At 60.3% G+C, this 17,936-nt stretch carries 14 protein-coding genes; 5 read left to right on the forward strand and 9 right to left on the reverse strand.

The genetic code is table 11. The features are described from left to right. Positions 1-104 precede the first annotated feature (104 nt). Both argA and argE read right to left on the reverse strand, forming a co-directional pair. Positions 105-1,403: an amino-acid N-acetyltransferase gene (gene argA, locus AC3ISI_RS27785; protein ID WP_489334678.1), complete on the reverse strand. Its 1,299-nt coding sequence runs from the start codon at positions 1,401-1,403 to the stop codon at positions 105-107. A 254-nt stretch (positions 1,404-1,657) separates the two neighbouring features. Then, the gene (gene argE / locus AC3ISI_RS27790) at positions 1,658-2,821 is read right to left on the reverse strand and encodes an acetylornithine deacetylase (RefSeq protein ID WP_489334679.1); all 1,164 of its coding nucleotides are present in this window, start codon (positions 2,819-2,821) and stop codon (positions 1,658-1,660) included. A gap of 156 nt (positions 2,822-2,977) precedes the next feature. Here argE and AC3ISI_RS27795 point away from each other — a divergent pair, with 156 nt between their 5' ends. Beyond that, complete coding sequence (locus AC3ISI_RS27795; RefSeq protein WP_489334680.1) at positions 2,978-4,345, forward strand: CYTH domain-containing protein; 1,368 nt, start codon at positions 2,978-2,980, stop codon at positions 4,343-4,345. Between the two features lie 98 nt (positions 4,346-4,443). Here the strand turns inward: AC3ISI_RS27795 and AC3ISI_RS27800 are convergent, their stop codons facing one another. Continuing rightward, the gene (locus AC3ISI_RS27800; protein WP_007942454.1) at positions 4,444-4,908 is read right to left on the reverse strand and encodes an Lrp/AsnC family transcriptional regulator; all 465 of its coding nucleotides are present in this window, start codon (positions 4,906-4,908) and stop codon (positions 4,444-4,446) included. Positions 4,909-5,034: 126 nt separating this feature from the next. Here AC3ISI_RS27800 and AC3ISI_RS27805 point away from each other — a divergent pair, with 126 nt between their 5' ends. The 3 genes from AC3ISI_RS27805 (at position 5,035) to AC3ISI_RS27815 (ending at position 7,637) form a co-directional block, all read left to right on the forward strand. Beyond that, on the forward strand, positions 5,035-5,373 hold the full coding sequence (locus tag AC3ISI_RS27805) for a hypothetical protein (RefSeq protein ID WP_489334681.1): 339 nt from the start codon (positions 5,035-5,037) through the stop codon (positions 5,371-5,373). Positions 5,374-5,462: 89 nt separating this feature from the next. After that, positions 5,463-7,247 carry a type IV pilus assembly ATPase TfpB gene (tfpB, locus tag AC3ISI_RS27810; protein ID WP_489334682.1) on the forward strand — a complete coding sequence of 595 codons (1,785 nt, stop codon included), beginning with the start codon at positions 5,463-5,465 and terminating at the stop codon, positions 7,245-7,247. 72 nt (positions 7,248-7,319) lie between these two features. Further along, positions 7,320-7,637, forward strand: coding sequence for a DUF2388 domain-containing protein (locus AC3ISI_RS27815; RefSeq protein WP_489334683.1), 318 nt, complete (start codon positions 7,320-7,322; stop codon positions 7,635-7,637). Between the two features lie 152 nt (positions 7,638-7,789). Here the strand turns inward: AC3ISI_RS27815 and gcvP are convergent, their stop codons facing one another. Further along, on the reverse strand, positions 7,790-10,663 hold the full coding sequence (gene gcvP / locus AC3ISI_RS27820; RefSeq protein WP_489334684.1) for an aminomethyl-transferring glycine dehydrogenase: 2,874 nt from the start codon (positions 10,661-10,663) through the stop codon (positions 7,790-7,792). A gap of 153 nt (positions 10,664-10,816) precedes the next feature. Between gcvP and AC3ISI_RS27825 the strand changes: the two genes are divergently transcribed. Next, a complete protein-coding gene (locus AC3ISI_RS27825) occupies positions 10,817-11,956 on the forward strand; it encodes a DegT/DnrJ/EryC1/StrS family aminotransferase (protein ID WP_489334685.1) in 1,140 nt (379 codons plus the stop codon). A 115-nt stretch (positions 11,957-12,071) separates the two neighbouring features. Here the strand turns inward: AC3ISI_RS27825 and gcvH are convergent, their stop codons facing one another. The 5 genes from gcvH to AC3ISI_RS27850 form a co-directional block, all read right to left on the reverse strand. Continuing rightward, the gene (gene gcvH / locus AC3ISI_RS27830) at positions 12,072-12,455 is read right to left on the reverse strand and encodes a glycine cleavage system protein GcvH (protein WP_452628583.1); all 384 of its coding nucleotides are present in this window, start codon (positions 12,453-12,455) and stop codon (positions 12,072-12,074) included. Between the two features lie 50 nt (positions 12,456-12,505). After that, the gene (gene gcvT, locus AC3ISI_RS27835; RefSeq protein WP_489334686.1) at positions 12,506-13,588 is read right to left on the reverse strand and encodes a glycine cleavage system aminomethyltransferase GcvT; all 1,083 of its coding nucleotides are present in this window, start codon (positions 13,586-13,588) and stop codon (positions 12,506-12,508) included. A gap of 156 nt (positions 13,589-13,744) precedes the next feature. Next, positions 13,745-15,361, reverse strand: a complete 1,617-nt coding sequence (locus AC3ISI_RS27840; RefSeq protein WP_489334687.1) for an ABC transporter permease — start codon at positions 15,359-15,361, stop codon at positions 13,745-13,747. Between the two features lie 122 nt (positions 15,362-15,483). Further along, complete coding sequence (locus tag AC3ISI_RS27845) at positions 15,484-16,485, reverse strand: extracellular solute-binding protein (protein WP_489334688.1); 1,002 nt, start codon at positions 16,483-16,485, stop codon at positions 15,484-15,486. A 231-nt stretch (positions 16,486-16,716) separates the two neighbouring features. Then, the gene (locus AC3ISI_RS27850; protein ID WP_489337799.1) at positions 16,717-17,934 is read right to left on the reverse strand and encodes a 2-octaprenyl-3-methyl-6-methoxy-1,4-benzoquinol hydroxylase; all 1,218 of its coding nucleotides are present in this window, start codon (positions 17,932-17,934) and stop codon (positions 16,717-16,719) included. Positions 17,935-17,936 lie beyond the last annotated feature (2 nt).

Here is a 17,936-nt window from a genome sequence, read left to right on the forward strand (position 1 = left end):
CCATCGTCGGAACGCCGCCCGGAGCCGGCTCGCTCCCACACTGGATCTGCATTCACTGGAGATTTCCTGTGGGAGCGAGCCGGCTCGCGATGGGAGCGCTGCGGTTATAAGGTCTTTTCGAAGATCTTCGAATTACGCTGATAGTTGTACAGCGAAGCCCGCGCCGACGGCAGGCGCTCAACGCTACTCGGCTCAAACCCGCGTTCGCGGAACCAGTGTGCGGTACGGGTCGTCAGCACGAACAGGGTTTTCAAACCCTGGGCCCGAGCACGGATTTCGATGCGTTCCAACAGTTCATCACCGCGCCCGCCATGGCGGTATTCCGGGTTTACTGCCAGGCATGCCAGCTCCCCGGCGTCCGAATCGGCAATCTGATACAGCGCCGCACAGGCGATGATCATGCCTTCGCGTTCGACCACGCTGAATTGCTCGATCTCACGTTCCAGCACTTCACGGGAACGACGTACCAGAATCCCCTGCTCTTCCAGCGGACTGATCAAATCCAGCAAACCACCGACGTCTTCAATCGCGGCTTCACGCACCACTTCGAATTGTTCCTGCGCCACCAGCGTACCGCCACCGTCACGGGTGAACAGTTCGGTCAGCAGTGCACCGTTTTCGGCATAACTGACGATATGGCTGCGCGCCACGCCACCCCGGCACGCTTCAGCCGCCGCATCCAACAGCTCAGCCTGGTAATTGCTGCCCAGTCGCTGCAAATGCGCCGGCACTTGTTGCGGACGCAATTCACGCACCAGACGACCGTTTTCATCGATCAAGCCCAAATCGGCGCCGAACAGCAGCAATTTGTCCGCGCTCAGGTCGATGGCCGCACGTGTGGCGACGTCTTCACAGGCGAGGTTGAAAATCTCACCGGTCGGCGAATAACCCAGCGGCGACAGCAGCACGATGGAGCGCTCATCCAACAGACGATTGATGCCTTTTCGATCGACTCGACGTACTTCGCCAGTGTGGTGATAGTCCACGCCTTCGAGCACACCAATCGGCCGCGCTGTAACCAGATTGCCGCTGGCCACCCGCAGGCGCGAGCCCTGCATCGGCGACGAGGCCATGTCCATGGACAGGCGCGCTTCGATGGCGATACGCAGTTGACCGACTGCATCGATCACACACTCCAGCGTCGCGGCATCGGTGATGCGCATGCCGTGGTGGTAATGCGGGGTCAAGCCACGCGAGGCGAGGCGAGTTTCAATTTGCGGACGGGAACCGTGCACCAGCACCAACCGCACGCCCAGGCTGTGCAACAGCACCAGGTCGTGGACGATATTGCCGAAATTCGGGTGTTCCACACCATCGCCGGGGAGCATGACGACAAAGGTGCAATCGCGGTGGGCGTTGATGTAAGGCGAAGCGTGACGAAGCCAATTAACGTATTCGGGCATGAACCTGGGCCTGTAAATAAATAGCAGCCAAAAAATGGGCGAAACTGAAAACGCACAGCGGGCTGATGGTTATCGTCGGAACAGGCTTGGCGACACGCGCGCTCTCCTCATGGATACGGGTTTGAACATCGGCAATTTATACGGTTAATCCGCCAAAACACAAAACCCTGTAGGAGCGAGCTTGCTCGCGAAGAGGCCCTGTCAGTCAATATCAATGTTGTCTGACACACCGCTTTCGCGAGCAAGCTCGGCTCCTACAAGGATTGTGTGACGGCCGGTGCCAGGCAGTAATGTTCGATCAGCTGACGTAATAGATGCACCGTAGGCTGCAAACGTGACATTTCCAGGTATTCCCCCGGTTGGTGGGCGCAGGCAATATCACCCGGGCCAAGCACCAGCGTCTCGCAGCCAAGTTGCTGAAGATAAGGCGCTTCTGTGCCGAACGCCACTGCTTCGGCGCGATGGCCGGTAAGCTTTTCCACAACCCGTACCAATTCCGCGTCTTCGGCCTGCTCGAAAGGCGGCACCTCGGGGAACAGCGGCGCGTAATCGATTTTCACCTGATGCCGTTCGGCAACCGGTTTGAGTCGCTGCAGAATCTCCGCACGCAAGGCTTTGGGGTCCATACCCGGCAATGGCCGCAGGTCAAACTCCAGTGAGCACTGGCCGCAAATACGGTTGGGGTTATCGCCACCATGGATGCAGCCAAAGTTCATGGTCGGCGTCGGCACGCCAAACTGCGGGTTGTGAAATTCGCGCTGCCACAACAGGCGCAGGCCGCGTAATTCGCCGATGGCATCGTGCATGGCCTCAAGGGCGCTATGGCCCAGTCTTGGGTCCGAGGAGTGGCCGCTCTGACCGAGAATGTCGATGCGCTCCATCATGATGCCTTTGTGCATGCGGATCGGCTTCAGCCCGGTCGGCTCGCCAATGACCGCCGCGCGGCCCAAGGGACGCCCGGCTTTGGCCAGGGCGCGAGCACCGGACATGGAGCTTTCTTCATCGCAGGTGGCAAGGATCAGCAGCGGCTGCTTGAACGGCTGATCGAGCAGCGGGATCACCGCTTCGATGGCCAGGGCGAAAAAGCCTTTCATGTCGCAACTGCCCAGGCCAACCCAACGGCCATCAACTTCGGTGAGTTTCAGCGGATCGGTCTGCCACAACGCGCCGTCGAACGGCACCGTGTCGCTGTGACCGGCGAGCACCAAGCCACCAGGGCCGGAACCATAACTGGCCAGCAGGTTGAACTTACCGGGGCTGACTTGCTGGATATCACAGGCAAAACCCAGATCCCCCAGCCACGTTGCCAGCAAATCGATAACGGGGCGATTGGACTGATCGAGACTGGGCTGGGTGCAGCTGACCGACGGCACCGCGATCAGCGCAGCGAACTGATCTTTCATGGACGGCAAAGGCATCGCTGACTCCAACTCCCGAATTGAAGTCCATCATAGAACCATCCGGCGACAGGAATAAACCGTCGCGGCGCGTAGGACTTGCGAGTCCTGTACACTGCACGACCTTGGCAGCCACACATTCCCCCGGCTGCGCTCCCGATCCTGGATTTTCCGGCCATGCAGAAAGAAACCGAAATCAAGCTCCGCGTCAGCCGCGAAACCCTCGCCGCCCTGCGCGAGCATCCGCTCCTGAAAAAACGCAACAAAAGTGGCTGGGAACGCCGTGAGTTGATGAATCAGTACTTCGACACGCCTGAGCGCGACCTGGCCCGTGCCAAGGTTGCCCTGCGCCTGCGCCGCGATGGCGAAGAAGTGATTCAGACCCTCAAGACCCGTGGCCAGAGCGTCGCCGGCCTGTCCGAGCGTAACGAATACGACTGGAACCTGCCCAAAGCCAAGCTCGACGTGAAGAAACTCGACGGCGAATGCTGGCCCGAAGAGCTGGCCACGCTTGACAAGAAAACCCTCAAGCCAATTTTCACCACCGACTTCGTTCGCGAACGCGCTGAAATCGCCTGGGGCCGTGGCAAGACCAAAGTAGTCATCGAAGCCGCGCTGGACCTGGGCCACGTGATCGTCGGTAAGCAGAAAGAAGAAATATGCGAACTGGAACTGGAATTGCGCGAAGGCGAGCCGGCTGCCCTGCTGGAACTGGCCGCCGAACTGGCCGCGACCCTCGCCCTGATGCCGTGTGACATCAGCAAGGCCGAGCGCGGTTATCGTTTGTACGACGCCAACAGCTATTCGCTGAGCCTGCCGGCGCCGCAAATCACCGCCGAAACGCCGCTGGACGACGCCTTCGCCGCGCTGAGCTGGCATTTGCTGGGCAGCAGCCAGCGTCTGGCCGAGCAATATCGCTTCAACGGCCACTGGCGCCTGTTGCAGGACTGGGTCGAAAACCTCGCTGAATTGCGCGCACTGCTCAGCAGCCTGGGCCAAGCCGCGCCACGCCAGTCGACGCACGACCTGCGCCTTGCGCTGGACGCGTTGCTGGAAGACTGGCGTCCGCTGGTTCAGGCCGGTATCGACGACGAAGACGTGCGCAAAGCCGCGCCGGAGCAGTTCCTCGAAGAACTGGAAGACCCGCGCTGGGGCCTGTTCTCGCTGAACACTTCGCGTTGGTTGCTGGCCCGCACTTGGGCGGCCGATCGCAACGTCCGTGGCAATCGCCAGGGCGCGGCGCAACTCGGTAGCTGGTTACCACGCCTGCTGGGTGAAGAAGCAACCTCCCTGCAATTGCAGCGTTATCAGCAACAGCCGGAAGACCTGGCCGAGCAACTGCCGCGGATCGAGCGTATCCAGACGTGGCTGCACCATGCCCGTCACGTGCTGGACATCCCGGAAATGGATCGCTTGTACGGTGAACTGAAACAGCTGGCGCAACTGGCCAACGAGCCGATCACCGATGAATCGCTGGATGCGCGCAAGCAGCAGGCGATTGCGGTTTATCAGAATCGTGCCTGGAAAATGCTGCTGCGTATGTAATACCGCCTTCGCGAGCAGGCTCGCTCCCACAGTGGAATGCATTCCAAATGTAGGAGCGGGCTTGCCCGCGAAGGGGCCAGCACATTCACCACGAATCTTCAGACCGGCAAACTCGTGGTGGACTTGATCTCCGACAACGCCACAATCGAGTTCACTTCCTGTATCCCCGGCACCATCGACAGTTTTTCAAAGAAAAACCGCTCATACGCCTCGATGTCCGCCGTGACAATCCGCAGCAAGAAATCCACCGACCCCATCAGCACATAACACTCCAGCACTTCGGGAAACCCGCGAATCGCCTCGGTGAACTCAGTGAAGTTCGAACGCCCGTGCGCGTTGAGTTTGATCTCGGCAAAAATCTGCGTGTTCAGCCCGATCTTCTTGCGATCAAGCAGCGTCACCTGCGCGCGAATGATCCCCTCTTCCTTCATCCGCTGAATCCGCCGCCAGCACGGCGATTGCGAGAGCCCCACCTGTTCGGCGATCTGCGCGCTGGAGAGCGAAGCGTCCTCTTGCAGCAGCGCGAGAATCTTGCGGTCGTAGCCATCCAGCTCGCTTTGCATAGAAAAACCTTAAACCCTTATCTTTTTGAATTAAACGATTCGACAAATCGCCAATGCGCTCAATCATAGATAAGAAATGCCCGACACCGAATGTAAAAATTCCTCCAGTGATTTTGGAGACCGACCATGCCGCATTTAGACGCTGTCCATACCCTTCCCACCCGCGCCGACGTCTGGAACGTCAGCAATGCGCACTGCCGCGTTCACTATCAATTGCTCGCCGAAGCGGAACCGGACCTGCTGTGCCGGGCGCTCAATCTGTTCGCCTTGCAGTGTCTGACGCCACAACTGGTCAACGTGCAGCGGCAGGATGACTTGCTGTCGATCGACATTGTCATGGACGGTCTCAGCTGGCACCGCGCCCAAGTGATTGCAGAAAAACTTCGTAACTTGATCAGCGTCTGCTCGGTCGAGCTGCAAGCGGCTGATGCGGCGTGGGATGAGCCGGTCCAGGCAGCGGGCTGAAAAACCTCGACACGGCTTTGTCCGGTAGTGGCCCAGCGGTCGACAAGTCCGCGACTATCCTTTGCGGACTGTGTTCATGAGGAGCCCGCATGTCCGTTCAATTTGCCATTCAGGACCGCTGGCTGGATCTCAATGATTTGCTGCGCGAACTGGTCGCCCAAGGCTTTATCAGCCATGACTCGGCCGAGCACGCGCTCAATGCTCGGCGCCGACACGCCGCCAATGGCCAACTGCACCCGCTGGAATTCATTGCCAGCCAACACCTCGACGATCTTAACCGTCCCGGCAAATACCTGGACCTGGAAGGCCTGACCCTGTGGCTGTCGCAACAGGCCGGCCAGCCTTACTTGCGCATCGATCCGCTGAAGATCAACGTGGCGGCCATTACGCCGCTGATGTCCTACGCCTTTGCCCAGCGCCACAAGATACTCGCGGTGTCCATTGACCGCGACGCAGTGACCGTGGCCAGCGCCCAGCCATACGTCAAAGGCTGGGAAGCCGACCTGACCCACGTGTTGAAGCTGCCGATCAAACGGGTGGTGGCCAACCCTGTCGACATCCAGCGTTTTAGCGTCGAGTTTTTCCGATTGGCCAAATCGGTCAGCGGCGCGACCAGCACCGATCAGCAGACCAGCACCCTGGGCAACTTCGAACAACTGCTCAACCTCGGCGCCAGCGATCAGGAGCCGGACGCCAATGACGCGCACATCGTCAACATCGTTGACTGGCTGTTTCAGTACGCCTTCCAGCAGCGCGCCAGCGATATCCACATCGAACCCCGACGCGAGCAAGGCACGGTGCGCTTTCGCATCGACGGCGTGTTGCACAACGTCTATCAATTCCCGCCACAGGTGACCATGGCCATCGTCAGTCGCCTGAAGAGCCTGGGGCGGATGAACGTTGCGGAAAAGCGCAAACCCCAGGACGGCCGGGTGAAAACCAAGACGCCGCAAGGCGGTGAAGTCGAGTTGCGGCTGTCGACATTACCGACGGCATTCGGCGAAAAAATGGTCATGCGGATCTTCGATCCGGAAGTCCTGCTAAAGGATTTCGACCAGCTGGGGTTCTGCGCCGAAGACCTGCGCCGCTGGCAGGACATGACCCGTCAGCCCAACGGCATCATTCTGGTCACCGGGCCGACCGGTTCGGGTAAAACCACCACGCTGTACACCACGCTCAAGAAGCTGGCGACGCCAGAGGTCAACCTCTGCACCATCGAAGACCCGATTGAAATGGTCGAGCCCGCGTTTAACCAGATGCAGGTTCAGCACAACATCGACCTGACCTTCGCCGCCGGCGTACGCGCGCTTATGCGACAAGACCCGGACATCATCATGATCGGCGAGATACGCGACCTCGAAACCGCCGAAATGGCGATTCAGGCTGCGCTCACCGGCCATTTGGTGCTCTCGACGTTGCACACCAACGACGCGCCGAGCGCGATCAGTCGCCTGCTGGAGCTCGGCGTGCCGCACTACCTGATCAAAGCCACCGTGCTCGGCGTCATGGCCCAGCGCCTGGTGCGCACCTTGTGCCCCCATTGCAAGGCACCGCTGACACTGGGTGAAGAGGATTGGCAAACCCTGACCAAACCCTGGCAAGCCCCCCTGCCCACCAATGCCCAACGTGCCATCGGCTGCCTGGAATGTCGCGACACCGGCTATCACGGCCGCGCCGGAGTTTACGAAATCATGCAGCTGAGTGACGGCGTCAAAGCGCTGATCAATCCGGACACCGACTTGCTGGCGATCCGGCGCCAGGCGTTCAAGGAAGGCATGCGCAGCTTGCGGCTATCCGGGGCACAGAAAGTGGCGGCAGGTTTGACCACGATTGAAGAGGTGCTGCGAGTGACGCCGCAGAGCGAGCAAAAGTAAACGCACTCGCCGTGGAACTCGATTGGGGGTTGGCTATCCAAGGCCGCAGTCAACCCAGTGGAGTCACCCATCATGCGTTTCAAACTTGCTGTCGCCACCATCGCGCTGCTGTCTCTTCCCGTCGGTTGCGCGATGGCTGATAGCTTTTGGCAAAATGTCCTCACCTCAGGTGCAACCACCGGCTCGACCTACCTGACGTCCAGGGACCGAAAAATGGTCGTCGCCGCGCAGGACGATGCCAGCAGCTTTGTTGCCAGTGATGGCGGCATTCGCGGGCCTTACCTGGAAGCGGCGATGCAGAAAGTCCGCGCCGACAACCCGGGCTTACAGGCCACGGACATGGAACTGGCAAATGCGATTCTGGCGAAGAATGCCGTCGCTTCGCAGTAAGCTCGCAGATACCAAAATGCCGCTCACCTGAGCGGCATTTTTAATTCTGAACACAAATCCCCTGTAGGAGCACGGCTTGCCGGCGATGGCGTCCTTAAGATCGCCATCGCCGGCAAGCCGTGCTTCCACAGGGGTTAGGTGTGCGGCGGAATTCAGCGGTAGTCATCCACCGGAACACACGCGCAGAAAAGATTCCGGTCGCCATAGACGTTATCGACCCGGTTCACCACCGGCCAATATTTGTGCAGCTTGGTATGCGCATCCGGCGTCACCGCCTGCTCGATGCTGTACGACCGCTCCCATACCCCGGTAACGTCCGCCAAGGTGTGTGGCGAACGCTTCAGCGGGTTGTCCTCGGCCGGCCAGTTACCGTTTTCCACCTCGCTGATTTCCGCACGGATGCTCAGCATCGCTCCGATAAACCGGTCCAGCTCTGCCTTCGATTCACTTTCGGTCGGCTCGACCATCAAGGTCCCCGGCACTGGAAACGACATGGTGGGCGCATGGAAACCGTAATCCATCAGGCGCTTGGCAACGTCTTCTTCACTGATGCCGGTCAGCGCCTTCAGTGGCCGCAGGTCCAGGATGCATTCGTGAGCCACCCGCTCATTGCGCCCGGTGTAGAGCACCGGGAATGCCCCGGATAAATGCTGCACCAGGTAATTCGCGGCAAGGATCGCCACTTCGCTGGCGTCCGCCAGTTGCGGCCCCATCATCGCGATGTACATCCAGCTGATCGGCAGAATGCTTGCGCTGCCCCAGGGCGCCGCGCTCACTGCGCCGTTCTGCGGCAACGGCCCGTCGATGGGCACCACCGGGTGATTGGCCACGAACGGCGCGAGGTGCGCCCGCACACCAATCGGTCCCATGCCCGGCCCGCCGCCGCCATGCGGGATGCAAAACGTTTTGTGCAGGTTCATGTGCGACACGTCGGCGCCAATGTCCGCCGGACGTGCCAGTCCGACCTGGGCGTTGAGGTTGGCGCCATCCATGTACACCTGACCACCGTGGCTGTGGATAACTTCACAGATCTCGCTGATGCCTTCCTCGTAGACACCGTGGGTCGACGGATACGTCGCCATCAGACAGGCGAGTTTGTCCCCCGCTTCCGAGGCTTTTTGCTTGAGGTCATCCAGATCAACGTTGCCTGCGTCGTCGCACTCGACAATGACCACGCGCATCCCGGCCATCTGTGCCGAGGCCGGGTTGGTGCCGTGGGCCGAGGACGGAATCAGGCAAATGTCCCGCGCCCCTTGATGACGGCTTTCGTGATATTTGCGGATCGCCAGCAACCCTGCGTATTCGCCTTGGGCGCCGGAGTTGGGTTGCATGCAAATCGCATCGAAACCGGTGATCGCGCAGAGCCAGCGTTCCAGTTCTTCGATCATCAGCGAATAACCCACGGCCTGATCCTTCGGCACGAACGGGTGCAGGTTGGCGAACTGCGGCCAGGTGATGGGGATCATCTCGCTGGTGGCATTGAGCTTCATGGTGCAGGAGCCCAGCGGGATCATCGATTGGTTGAGGGCAAGGTCCTTGTTCTCCAGTTGCTTGAGGTAGCGCAGCATCTCCGTTTCACTGTGGTGCGCATTGAACACCGGGTGACGCAGATAAGGTGAGGTGCGCAGCAGGCCGTCAGGAATGCCGGACTCCAGCGTTTCGGCGTCCATCTCGTCGACATTCAGGCCATGATCGGCACCGAGGAACACATCGAACAACTTGGCGACGGTGGTTTCGTCAGAGGTTTCATCGAGACTCAACCCCAACTGCCCACGTCCCAAAATCCGCAAATTGATCTGCGCTGCTTGAGCGCTTTCGATGATCGCGGTCTGGGTGCCGCCGACGTCCAGGGTCAGGGTGTCGAAAAAATGCTTGTTGAGGCGGCTGACGCCATGCCGCTCTAGGCCGGCGGCGAGGATGCAAGTCAAGCGATGCACACGCTGGGCAATGCGCTTGAGCCCTTCAGGTCCGTGGTAGACCGCGTAGAAACTGGCGATGTTGGCCAGCAACACCTGAGCGGTGCAAATGTTCGAGTTGGCCTTCTCCCGTCGAATGTGTTGCTCGCGGGTTTGCAGGGCCATGCGCAAGGCAACATTGCCGCGAGCATCTTTTGACACGCCGATGATCCGCCCCGGAATTGCCCGTTTGTACTCATCGCGGCTGGCAAAAAACGCCGCGTGCGGTCCGCCGTAGCCCATGGGCACGCCGAAACGCTGGGATGAGCCAAAGACCACGTCGGCGCCCAACTCCCCCGGCGGCGTCAACAACAACAGGCTCAACAGGTCAGTGGCGACACACGCCAGGGCTTGCTGTGCGTGCAGGTGATCGATCAACGGCCGCAGATTGCAAATCTCACCGTGGGTGTCGGGGTATTGCAGCAGGGCACCGAACACTTGGTGCTGTTTCAAGTTATCCACTGAGTCGATGATCAGCTCGAAACCGAACCCTTCGGCCCGGGTCTGCACCACGGAAATAGTCTGCGGATGACAATGCTCATCGATGAAGAACAGATTGCTTTTTGACTTGGCGACACGCTTGGCCAGCGCCATGGCTTCCGCCGCTGCCGTGGCTTCATCCAGCAGTGAGGCGTTGGCCAGTTCCAGGCCGGTGAGGTCGATGGTCAGTTGCTGGAAGTTGAGCAGCGCTTCGAGCCGCCCTTGAGCAATCTCTGGCTGATAAGGCGTGTACGCCGTGTACCAACCGGGGTTTTCCAGTACGTTGCGCACAATGACGGTCGGCGTGAGGGTGCCGTGGTAGCCCATGCCGATAAGGCTGGTCCAGACCTGGTTTTGCTCGGCATAGCCGCGCAGTTTGGCCAGCGCGGCTTGTTCATCGAGGGCGGGCGGCAGATCGAGCGCCCGGTTCAGGCGGATTCCCGGCGGCACCGTCTGCTCGATCAGTTCAACCCGGCTGCCGAGGCCGAGGCTGTCGAGCATCGCCTGCTGCTCGGCGGCATCAGGCCCGAGATGGCGGCGCAGGAAGGCATTGGGATCGCGTAACTGACTCAAGGACGGCAACTGGGACATGACGGGCTCTCTCTTGTCTGGCGCTCAGCGTCGATGCAACACGGTCAAACCAGCATAGCAGTCGATATCCGAGCGGATGGCTTGGCGGCGACGACCATTGCGGACATCATGCTCGGCATCTGCCTAATGTCCGCTGATCAGGTGCCTGTATTTATGAGCCAACTACCTTTCCTGCCGTTCTCCAAACCCACCATCGATGAAGCGACGATTGCCGCCGTCGGCGACGTGTTGCGCTCGGGCTGGATTACCAGCGGCCCGAAGGTTCAGGCCTTCGAGCAACAACTCTCGGCGTATTTTGGCGGGCGCCCCGTACTCACCTTCAATTCCGGCACCTGCACCATGGAAATCGCCTTGCGCGTTGCCGGGATCGGGCAGGGCGATGAAGTGATTACCACGCCGATTTCCTGGGTGGCCACGGCCAACGTCATTCTGGAAGTCGGCGCCACGCCGGTGTTTGCCGACATCGACCCGATCACCCGCAACATCGACCTGGCACAGCTGGAAGCCGCCATCACCCCGCGCACCAAAGCCATCCTGCCGGTGTTCCTCGCCGGGCTGCCGGTGGACATGACGCATCTGTACGCACTGGCGAAGAAGTACAACCTGCGGGTGCTGGAAGATGCGGCCCAGGCGCTGGGCTCCAACTGGAACGGCCAGCGTATCGGCTCGACCGGCGATTTCGTGTCTTTCAGTTTCCAGGCCAACAAAAACGTCACCTCGTCAGAGGGCGGCTGCCTGGTGTTGAACAACGATGAGGAAGTTCGACTGGCGCAGAAGTACCGTTTGCAGGGTGTGACCCGCAGCGGTTTCGATGGTCTGGATGTCGATGTGCTGGGCGGCAAGTTCAACATGACTGATGTCGCAGCGGCCATTGGCCTCGGGCAGTTTGCTCACATCGAAGCGATCACTGCTCATCGCCGTGAATTGGCCCGGCACTATTTCGCGTGTTTTGGTGAGGATTTCGAGGCGCAGTACGGGGCTCAACTGCCCCCGGCGGATTTCGAGAACAGCAACTGGCATTTGTTCCAGCTGGTATTGCCGGAGCGCGGGGATGGCCTGCCGGCACGGGCGACGTTCATGGAGCAGATGCAGGCATTGGGCGTCGGTATCGGCTATCACTACCCGCCGATTCACCTGCTGAGCCTTTACCGCGAGCGCGGTTTCAAGGAAGGCATGTTCCCGGTCGCCGAGCGGGTCGGCCGCCTGATTGTCTCGTTGCCGATGTTCACGGCCATGAGCAAAGCGGATGTCGAGCGTTCGGTCGCGGCGGTCAAGGCTGTTCTGAAGCCCTAAAACCTGTGGGAGCGAGCCTGCTCGCGATAGCGGTGTGTCAGCAAACAGTTAGGCCAACTGACACTCCCACTTCGCGAGCAGGCTCGCTCCCACATGGATTTCCCAGGAGCGAGGATTACTCGCCGATGGCAGCCTTGTAACCGGCGGCGTCGAGCAGCTTTTCCAGGTCAGCCGTGTTGCTTGGCTTGAGCTTGAAGATCCACGCGCCGTAAGGGTCGGTGTTGAGCAGTTCCGGGTTAGCGCTCAACTCTTCGTTCACCGCAATCACTTCACCGGCAACCGGAGAGTAGATATCGGAGGCGGCTTTAACCGACTCCACCACACCGGCTTGATCTTCGGCAGCAAACACATTGCCAACTTCAGTCAGCTCCACGAACACCACATCACCCAGCGCTTCCTGCGCGTGATCGCTAATGCCCACGGTGACGGTGCCGTCGGCTTCCAGGCGGGCCCATTCGTGACTTTCGGCAAAACGCAGGTCGGCAGGAATATCGCTCATGTTCTGTGTCCTCAAGAAAAATGTCAGCGGTTTTAGTCCGCCAGAAAAGGTTAGATCAAGGTTTTACCGTGGCGCACGAAGGTCGGCTTGACCACTCGGACCGGGTACCACTTGCCACGGATTTCCACTTCTGCGCGGTCGGCAGTTGCCATCGGCACGCGCGCCAGTGCTATCGACTTGCTTAGCGTAGGAGAGAAACTACCACTGGTGATCTCCCCTTCGCCAACATTGGCGATGCGGACTACTTGATGAGCGCGCAAAACCCCACGCTCCTCAAGCACCAGCCCCACCAGTTTGTGCTGCACGCCACCGGCCCGTTCGGCTTCCAGGGCTGTACGCCCGATGAACTGGCGAGTGGCCGGTTCCCAGGCAATGCTCCAGGCCATATTAGAGGCCAGCGGCGATACATCTTGATGAATATCCTGGCCGTACAGGTTCATGCCGGCTTCGACCCGCAAGGTATCCCGTGCGCCCAGGCCGATGGGAGAAATACCCGCGCCGACCAGATCGTTGAAAAAACCTGGGGCCTGATTGGCCGGCATGACGATTTCCAGACCGTCTTCGCCGGTGTAACCCGTACGTGCGATAAACCAGTCACCTTCTGGCTGGCCTTCGAACGGCTTGAGTAGCTGGATCAGGTTGCTGCGGGCCTGGGACACCAGTTCGCAGACTTTTTGTCGGGCCTGAGGGCCTTGAATGGCCAACATCGCCAACTCTGCACGCTCGTTGAGCTGCACATCGAAACCATCAACGTGAGCCTGCATCCAGGCGAGGTCTTGATTGCGGGTCGAGGCGTTGACCACCAAACGATAACCGTCGTCGAGGCGATAGACGATCATGTCGTCGACGATGCCGCCGCGCTCATTGAGCATGGTGCTGTACAAGGCACGGCCGGGGCCGTGCAGGCGTTCGACGTCATTGGCCAGCAAGTGCTGGAGCCAGGCTTTGGCCTGAGGGCCGCTGATATCGATCACGGTCATGTGGGATACATCGAAAACCCCGCAATCACGGCGCACCTGATGGTGCTCCTCGACCTGCGAGCCGTAATGCAGAGGCATATCCCAACCGCCAAAATCGACCATCTTCGCGCCGAGGGCGAGATGAAGGTCATACAGAGGCGTACGCTGTCCCATGGGTTTCTCCTTCCGGGCGTGGCGAAGGTGCGGACAGGTGCTGCACGGGGTGAAAACCTTGCAATAGAAGGCTTCCAGCCGATTTCAGCCACCGGGTCTATCAGACGGACCGCACCGAATGCCGCGCATTGTAGCCGCAAGGTGTAGGACTGGCACCTAGCTGTTTCGATATGCCGATCGTCGAATCAATCCGATAACCGGCAACAGCCCGACCAACACCAGGGTCAGCGCTGGCAAAGACGCCCTGGCCCACTCACCTTCACTGGTCATTTCAAAGATCCGAACAGCCAGCGTGTCCCAGCCAAACGGGCGCATCAGCAGGGTCGCGGGCATTTCCTTGAGCACATCGACAAACACCAGCAACGCCGCGCTCAACGTACCCGGCAACAACAATGGCAGATACACCTTGAAAAAAAGCCGTGGCCCACTGACGCCAAGGCTACGTGCTGCTTCGGGCAAAGATGGCCGTATACGCGCCAGGCTGCTTTCCAGTGGCCCATAAGCCACCGCGATAAACCGCACCAGATAGGCCAGCAACAACGCCGACAGACTGCCCAGCAGCAAGGGTTTGCCGGCGCCACCAAGCCAGCCGGACAACGGGATGACCAGCTCGCGATCCAGGTAACTGAACGCCAACATGATCGAGACCGCCAACACCGATCCCGGTAAAGCGTAGCCGAGATTCGCCAGGCCAATGCCGGAGCGGATCGCTCGGGTGGGTGCCAGGCGTCGGGCAAAGGCCAGCACCAAAGCAACGCTGACCGTGATCAATGCCGCCATGCCGCCCAGGTACAAGGTATGAAGGATCAGCCCGGAGTAACGCTCATCCAGGTCGAAACGCCCACGCTGCCAGAACCACACCCCCAGTTGCAGCACCGGAATGACGAACGCACAGGCGAACACCAGGCCGCACCAGCTCATCGCCGCCAGTGCCTTGACCCCACGCAGGTGATACAGCGCCTTGACCCGCGGCCGCTCGTTGCTCGCGCGGTTGGCCCCGCGAGCACGACGCTCGCCGTACAGCACCACCATCACCACCAACAGCAACAGGCTGGCCAGTTGTGCTGCTGTGGAAAGGCTGAAAAATCCGTACCAGGTTTTGTAGATGGCGGTGGTGAACGTGTCGAAGTTGAACACCGACACCGCACCGAAATCGGCCAGGGTTTCCATCAACGCCAACGCTACCCCCGCGCCAATGGCCGGGCGAGCCATTGGCAAGGCCACTCGCCAGAACGCTTGCCACGGAGATTGACCTAGTACCCGGGCCGCTTCCATCAGGCCTTTGCCCTGAGCGAGGAACGCGGTGCGGGCCAGAAGATACACGTAGGGATAGAAAACCAGCACCAGCACGAGGATGACACCGCCGGTGGAGCGTACGCGCGGCAGCCTCAGGCCGCTGCCAAACCATTCGCGCATCAGGGTTTGCACGGGGCCGGCGAAATCCAGCAGACCAACGAACACAAACGCCAGCACGTAGGCTGGAATCGCAAACGGCAGCATCAGCGCCCAGTCCAGCCAGCGCCGACCAGGAAACTCACAGAGGCTGGTGAGCCAGGCAAGACTGACGCCCAACAGGGTGACGCCAACACCGACGCCGAGTATCAGGGTCAGCGTATTGCCCAAAAGGCGCGGCATCTGGGTGTCCCAGAGGTGCGACCAGATCTGTTGATCGATGGATTGCCATGACAGCAGTAAAACACTGAGGGGCAACAGGACCAGCGCTGCGATGGCGAAGACCAGGGGATACCAGCGGCGTTGGGCAGGGTAAGCCAAGGAAAACTCTCGTTAAATAATTGTGCCCACGCTCTGCGTGGGCACACATCTTGTGACGCTTCGACGCGGAGCGTCGGGGGGAGGCATTCCCACGCAGAGCGTGGGAACGATCAGCAGTGGTGTCAGTTCCAGCCAGCGCGATCCATCATGCGGATTGCTTCAGCCTGGCGCTGGCCGGCCACTTCCACCGGTAGGGTATCGGCAACGAACTTGCCCCAGGCCGCGACTTCTTCAGAAGGCGCTACCACCGGGTTGGCCGGGAATTCCTGATTCACGTCGGCGAAGATTTTCTGCGCTTCAGGGGTGGTCATCCACTCCACCAGCGCCTTGGCCGCTTCCGGGTGAGGAGCGTGTTTGGTCAGGCCAATACCCGACAGGTTGACGTGCACACCGCGGTCAGCCTGGTTCGGCCAGAACAGCTTCACGCCCAGGTCCGGCTTTTGCTTGTGCAAACGTCCGTAGTAGTACGTGTTGACGATGCCCACATCGCATTGACCCGCATTGATCGCTTCCAGTACAGCGACGTCATCCGAGAACACGTCGGTGGACAGGTTCCTCACCCAGCCCTTGAGGATCTTCTCGGTTTTTTCGGCGCCGTGGACTTCGATCATGGTGGCCGTCAGGGACTGGTTGTAGACCTTCTTCGCCGTGCGCAGGCACAGGCGCCCTTCCCAATTCTTGTCGGCCAGTGCTTCATAAGTGGTCAGCTCGCCCGGTTTCACTCGATCCGTGGAATAAGCGATGGTCCGCGCCCGCAGGCTCAGGCCGGTCCAGGCGTGAGAGGAAGCACGGTATTGCAGCGGAATGTTGGCGTCGATCACTTTGGAAGTGAACGGCTGCAGGATGCCCATTTGCTCGGCCTGCCAGAGGTTACCGGCATCGACCGTCAACAGCAGGTCGGCGGTGGCATTCTCGCCCTCGGCCTTGATGCGCTGCATCAGCGGCGCTTCCTTGTCGGTGATGAACTTCACCTTCACCCCGGTTTTGGCAGTGTAGGCGTCGAAGACCGGCTTGATCAGCTCGTCGATACGCGAGGAGTAAACCACCACCTCGTCAGCGGCCTGGGCGACAGTGCTGCCAATCAGGGTCAGGGCGAGTGCGGTCAGTAGACGCTTCGGTAACATGGGAGCGATCTCTCGATTGAAAAAGTGAGGGCAAATGATAAGGAATCACATTTAGCATCTCAATCGATCAGTTTGCAGAGGAGTTACCAGATGTTGCACCGCCAAAGATTGGCAGTGAATGTTCCGGCCCCATCGCGGGCAAGCCCGCTCCCACAGGGGATTTTCAGTGTTCACAAAACCCCTGTGGGAGCGAGCCTGCTCGCGATAGGGCCATCACCCGCAACGAAAATGTCAGGCCTTGGCCAAAGCCGGCAAATCCCCGGTCAACCCCAGCGCCTCACGCACAAACAACGCCTTGGCCTCAGGCATCTGCTCAACCATCTTCAACCCGGCATTACGCAACCAGCGCATCGGCAGCGGATCGGCCTGGAACAACCGCTCAAACCCTTCCATCGCCGCCATCAGCGCGAGGTTGTGAGGCATGCGCCGGCGTTCGTAACGGCTCAGCACTTTGACATCTGCCAATCGCTCGCCACGCTCAGCTGCTTGCAGCAGCACTTCAGCCAAAACGGCGGCATCGAGAAAACCAAGATTCACACCCTGCCCGGCCAGCGGATGAATGGTGTGTGCCGCGTCGCCGATCAGCGCCAGGCCTTCAGCCACATAACGCTTGGCGTGACGCTGACGAAGCGGCACACACAGACGCGGGTCGGCGCCAAGCACCGTGCCGAGTCGACCTTCAAAGGCGCGTTCCAGCTCAAGGCAAAAGCCGTCGTCGTCCAGCGCCATCAGGCGTTCGGCTTCACTCGGCGTGGTTGACCAGACGATCGAACACCAATCCTGCTGACCATCACGCTCCAGCGGCAAAAACGCCAACGGACCGTTGTCGGTAAAGCGCTGCCAGGCCGTCATCTGATGCGGTTTGGAGCTGCGCACGCTGGTGACAATGGCGTGGTGCATATAGTCCCACTCGCGCGTCGCCATGCCGGTCAGGCGCCGAACGGCCGAGTTGGCGCCGTCCGCCGCAATCACCAACGGTGCACGCAGCGTACGGCCGTCGGCCAGGGTCAGCAGCCAGTCATCGCCCGAGCGGCGCATCTGTTCCAGACGCGCATTGGCCAGCATTCCGAGGTCGCAGTCGTACAGGCGGTCGAGCAAGGCGTCCTGAACCACCCGGTTCTCGACGATGTGCCCAAGCACATCTGCATGTACGCTGGCCGCCGAGAAATGGATTTGCCCGGTGCCGCTGCCGTCCCAGACGTGCATGTCGGTATAAGGACTGCTGCGTCGCTTGACGATGCCGTCCCACACGCCCAGGCGTTCGAGAATCCGCTGGCTGGCCGCCGACAAGGCGCTCACCCGCGGTTCGAACGGCGCCTGGCCGTCAAAGGGTTTGACGCTCAGGGGGCTGCCGTCCAGCAACAGGACTTCCAGCCCGCTGTCCTGCAACGCCAGCGCCAAGGCGCTGCCGACCATTCCGGCCCCGACAATCAGCAGATCTGCGCGCATGT

This window comes from Pseudomonas sp. GL_139_B (genome assembly GCF_057834475.1).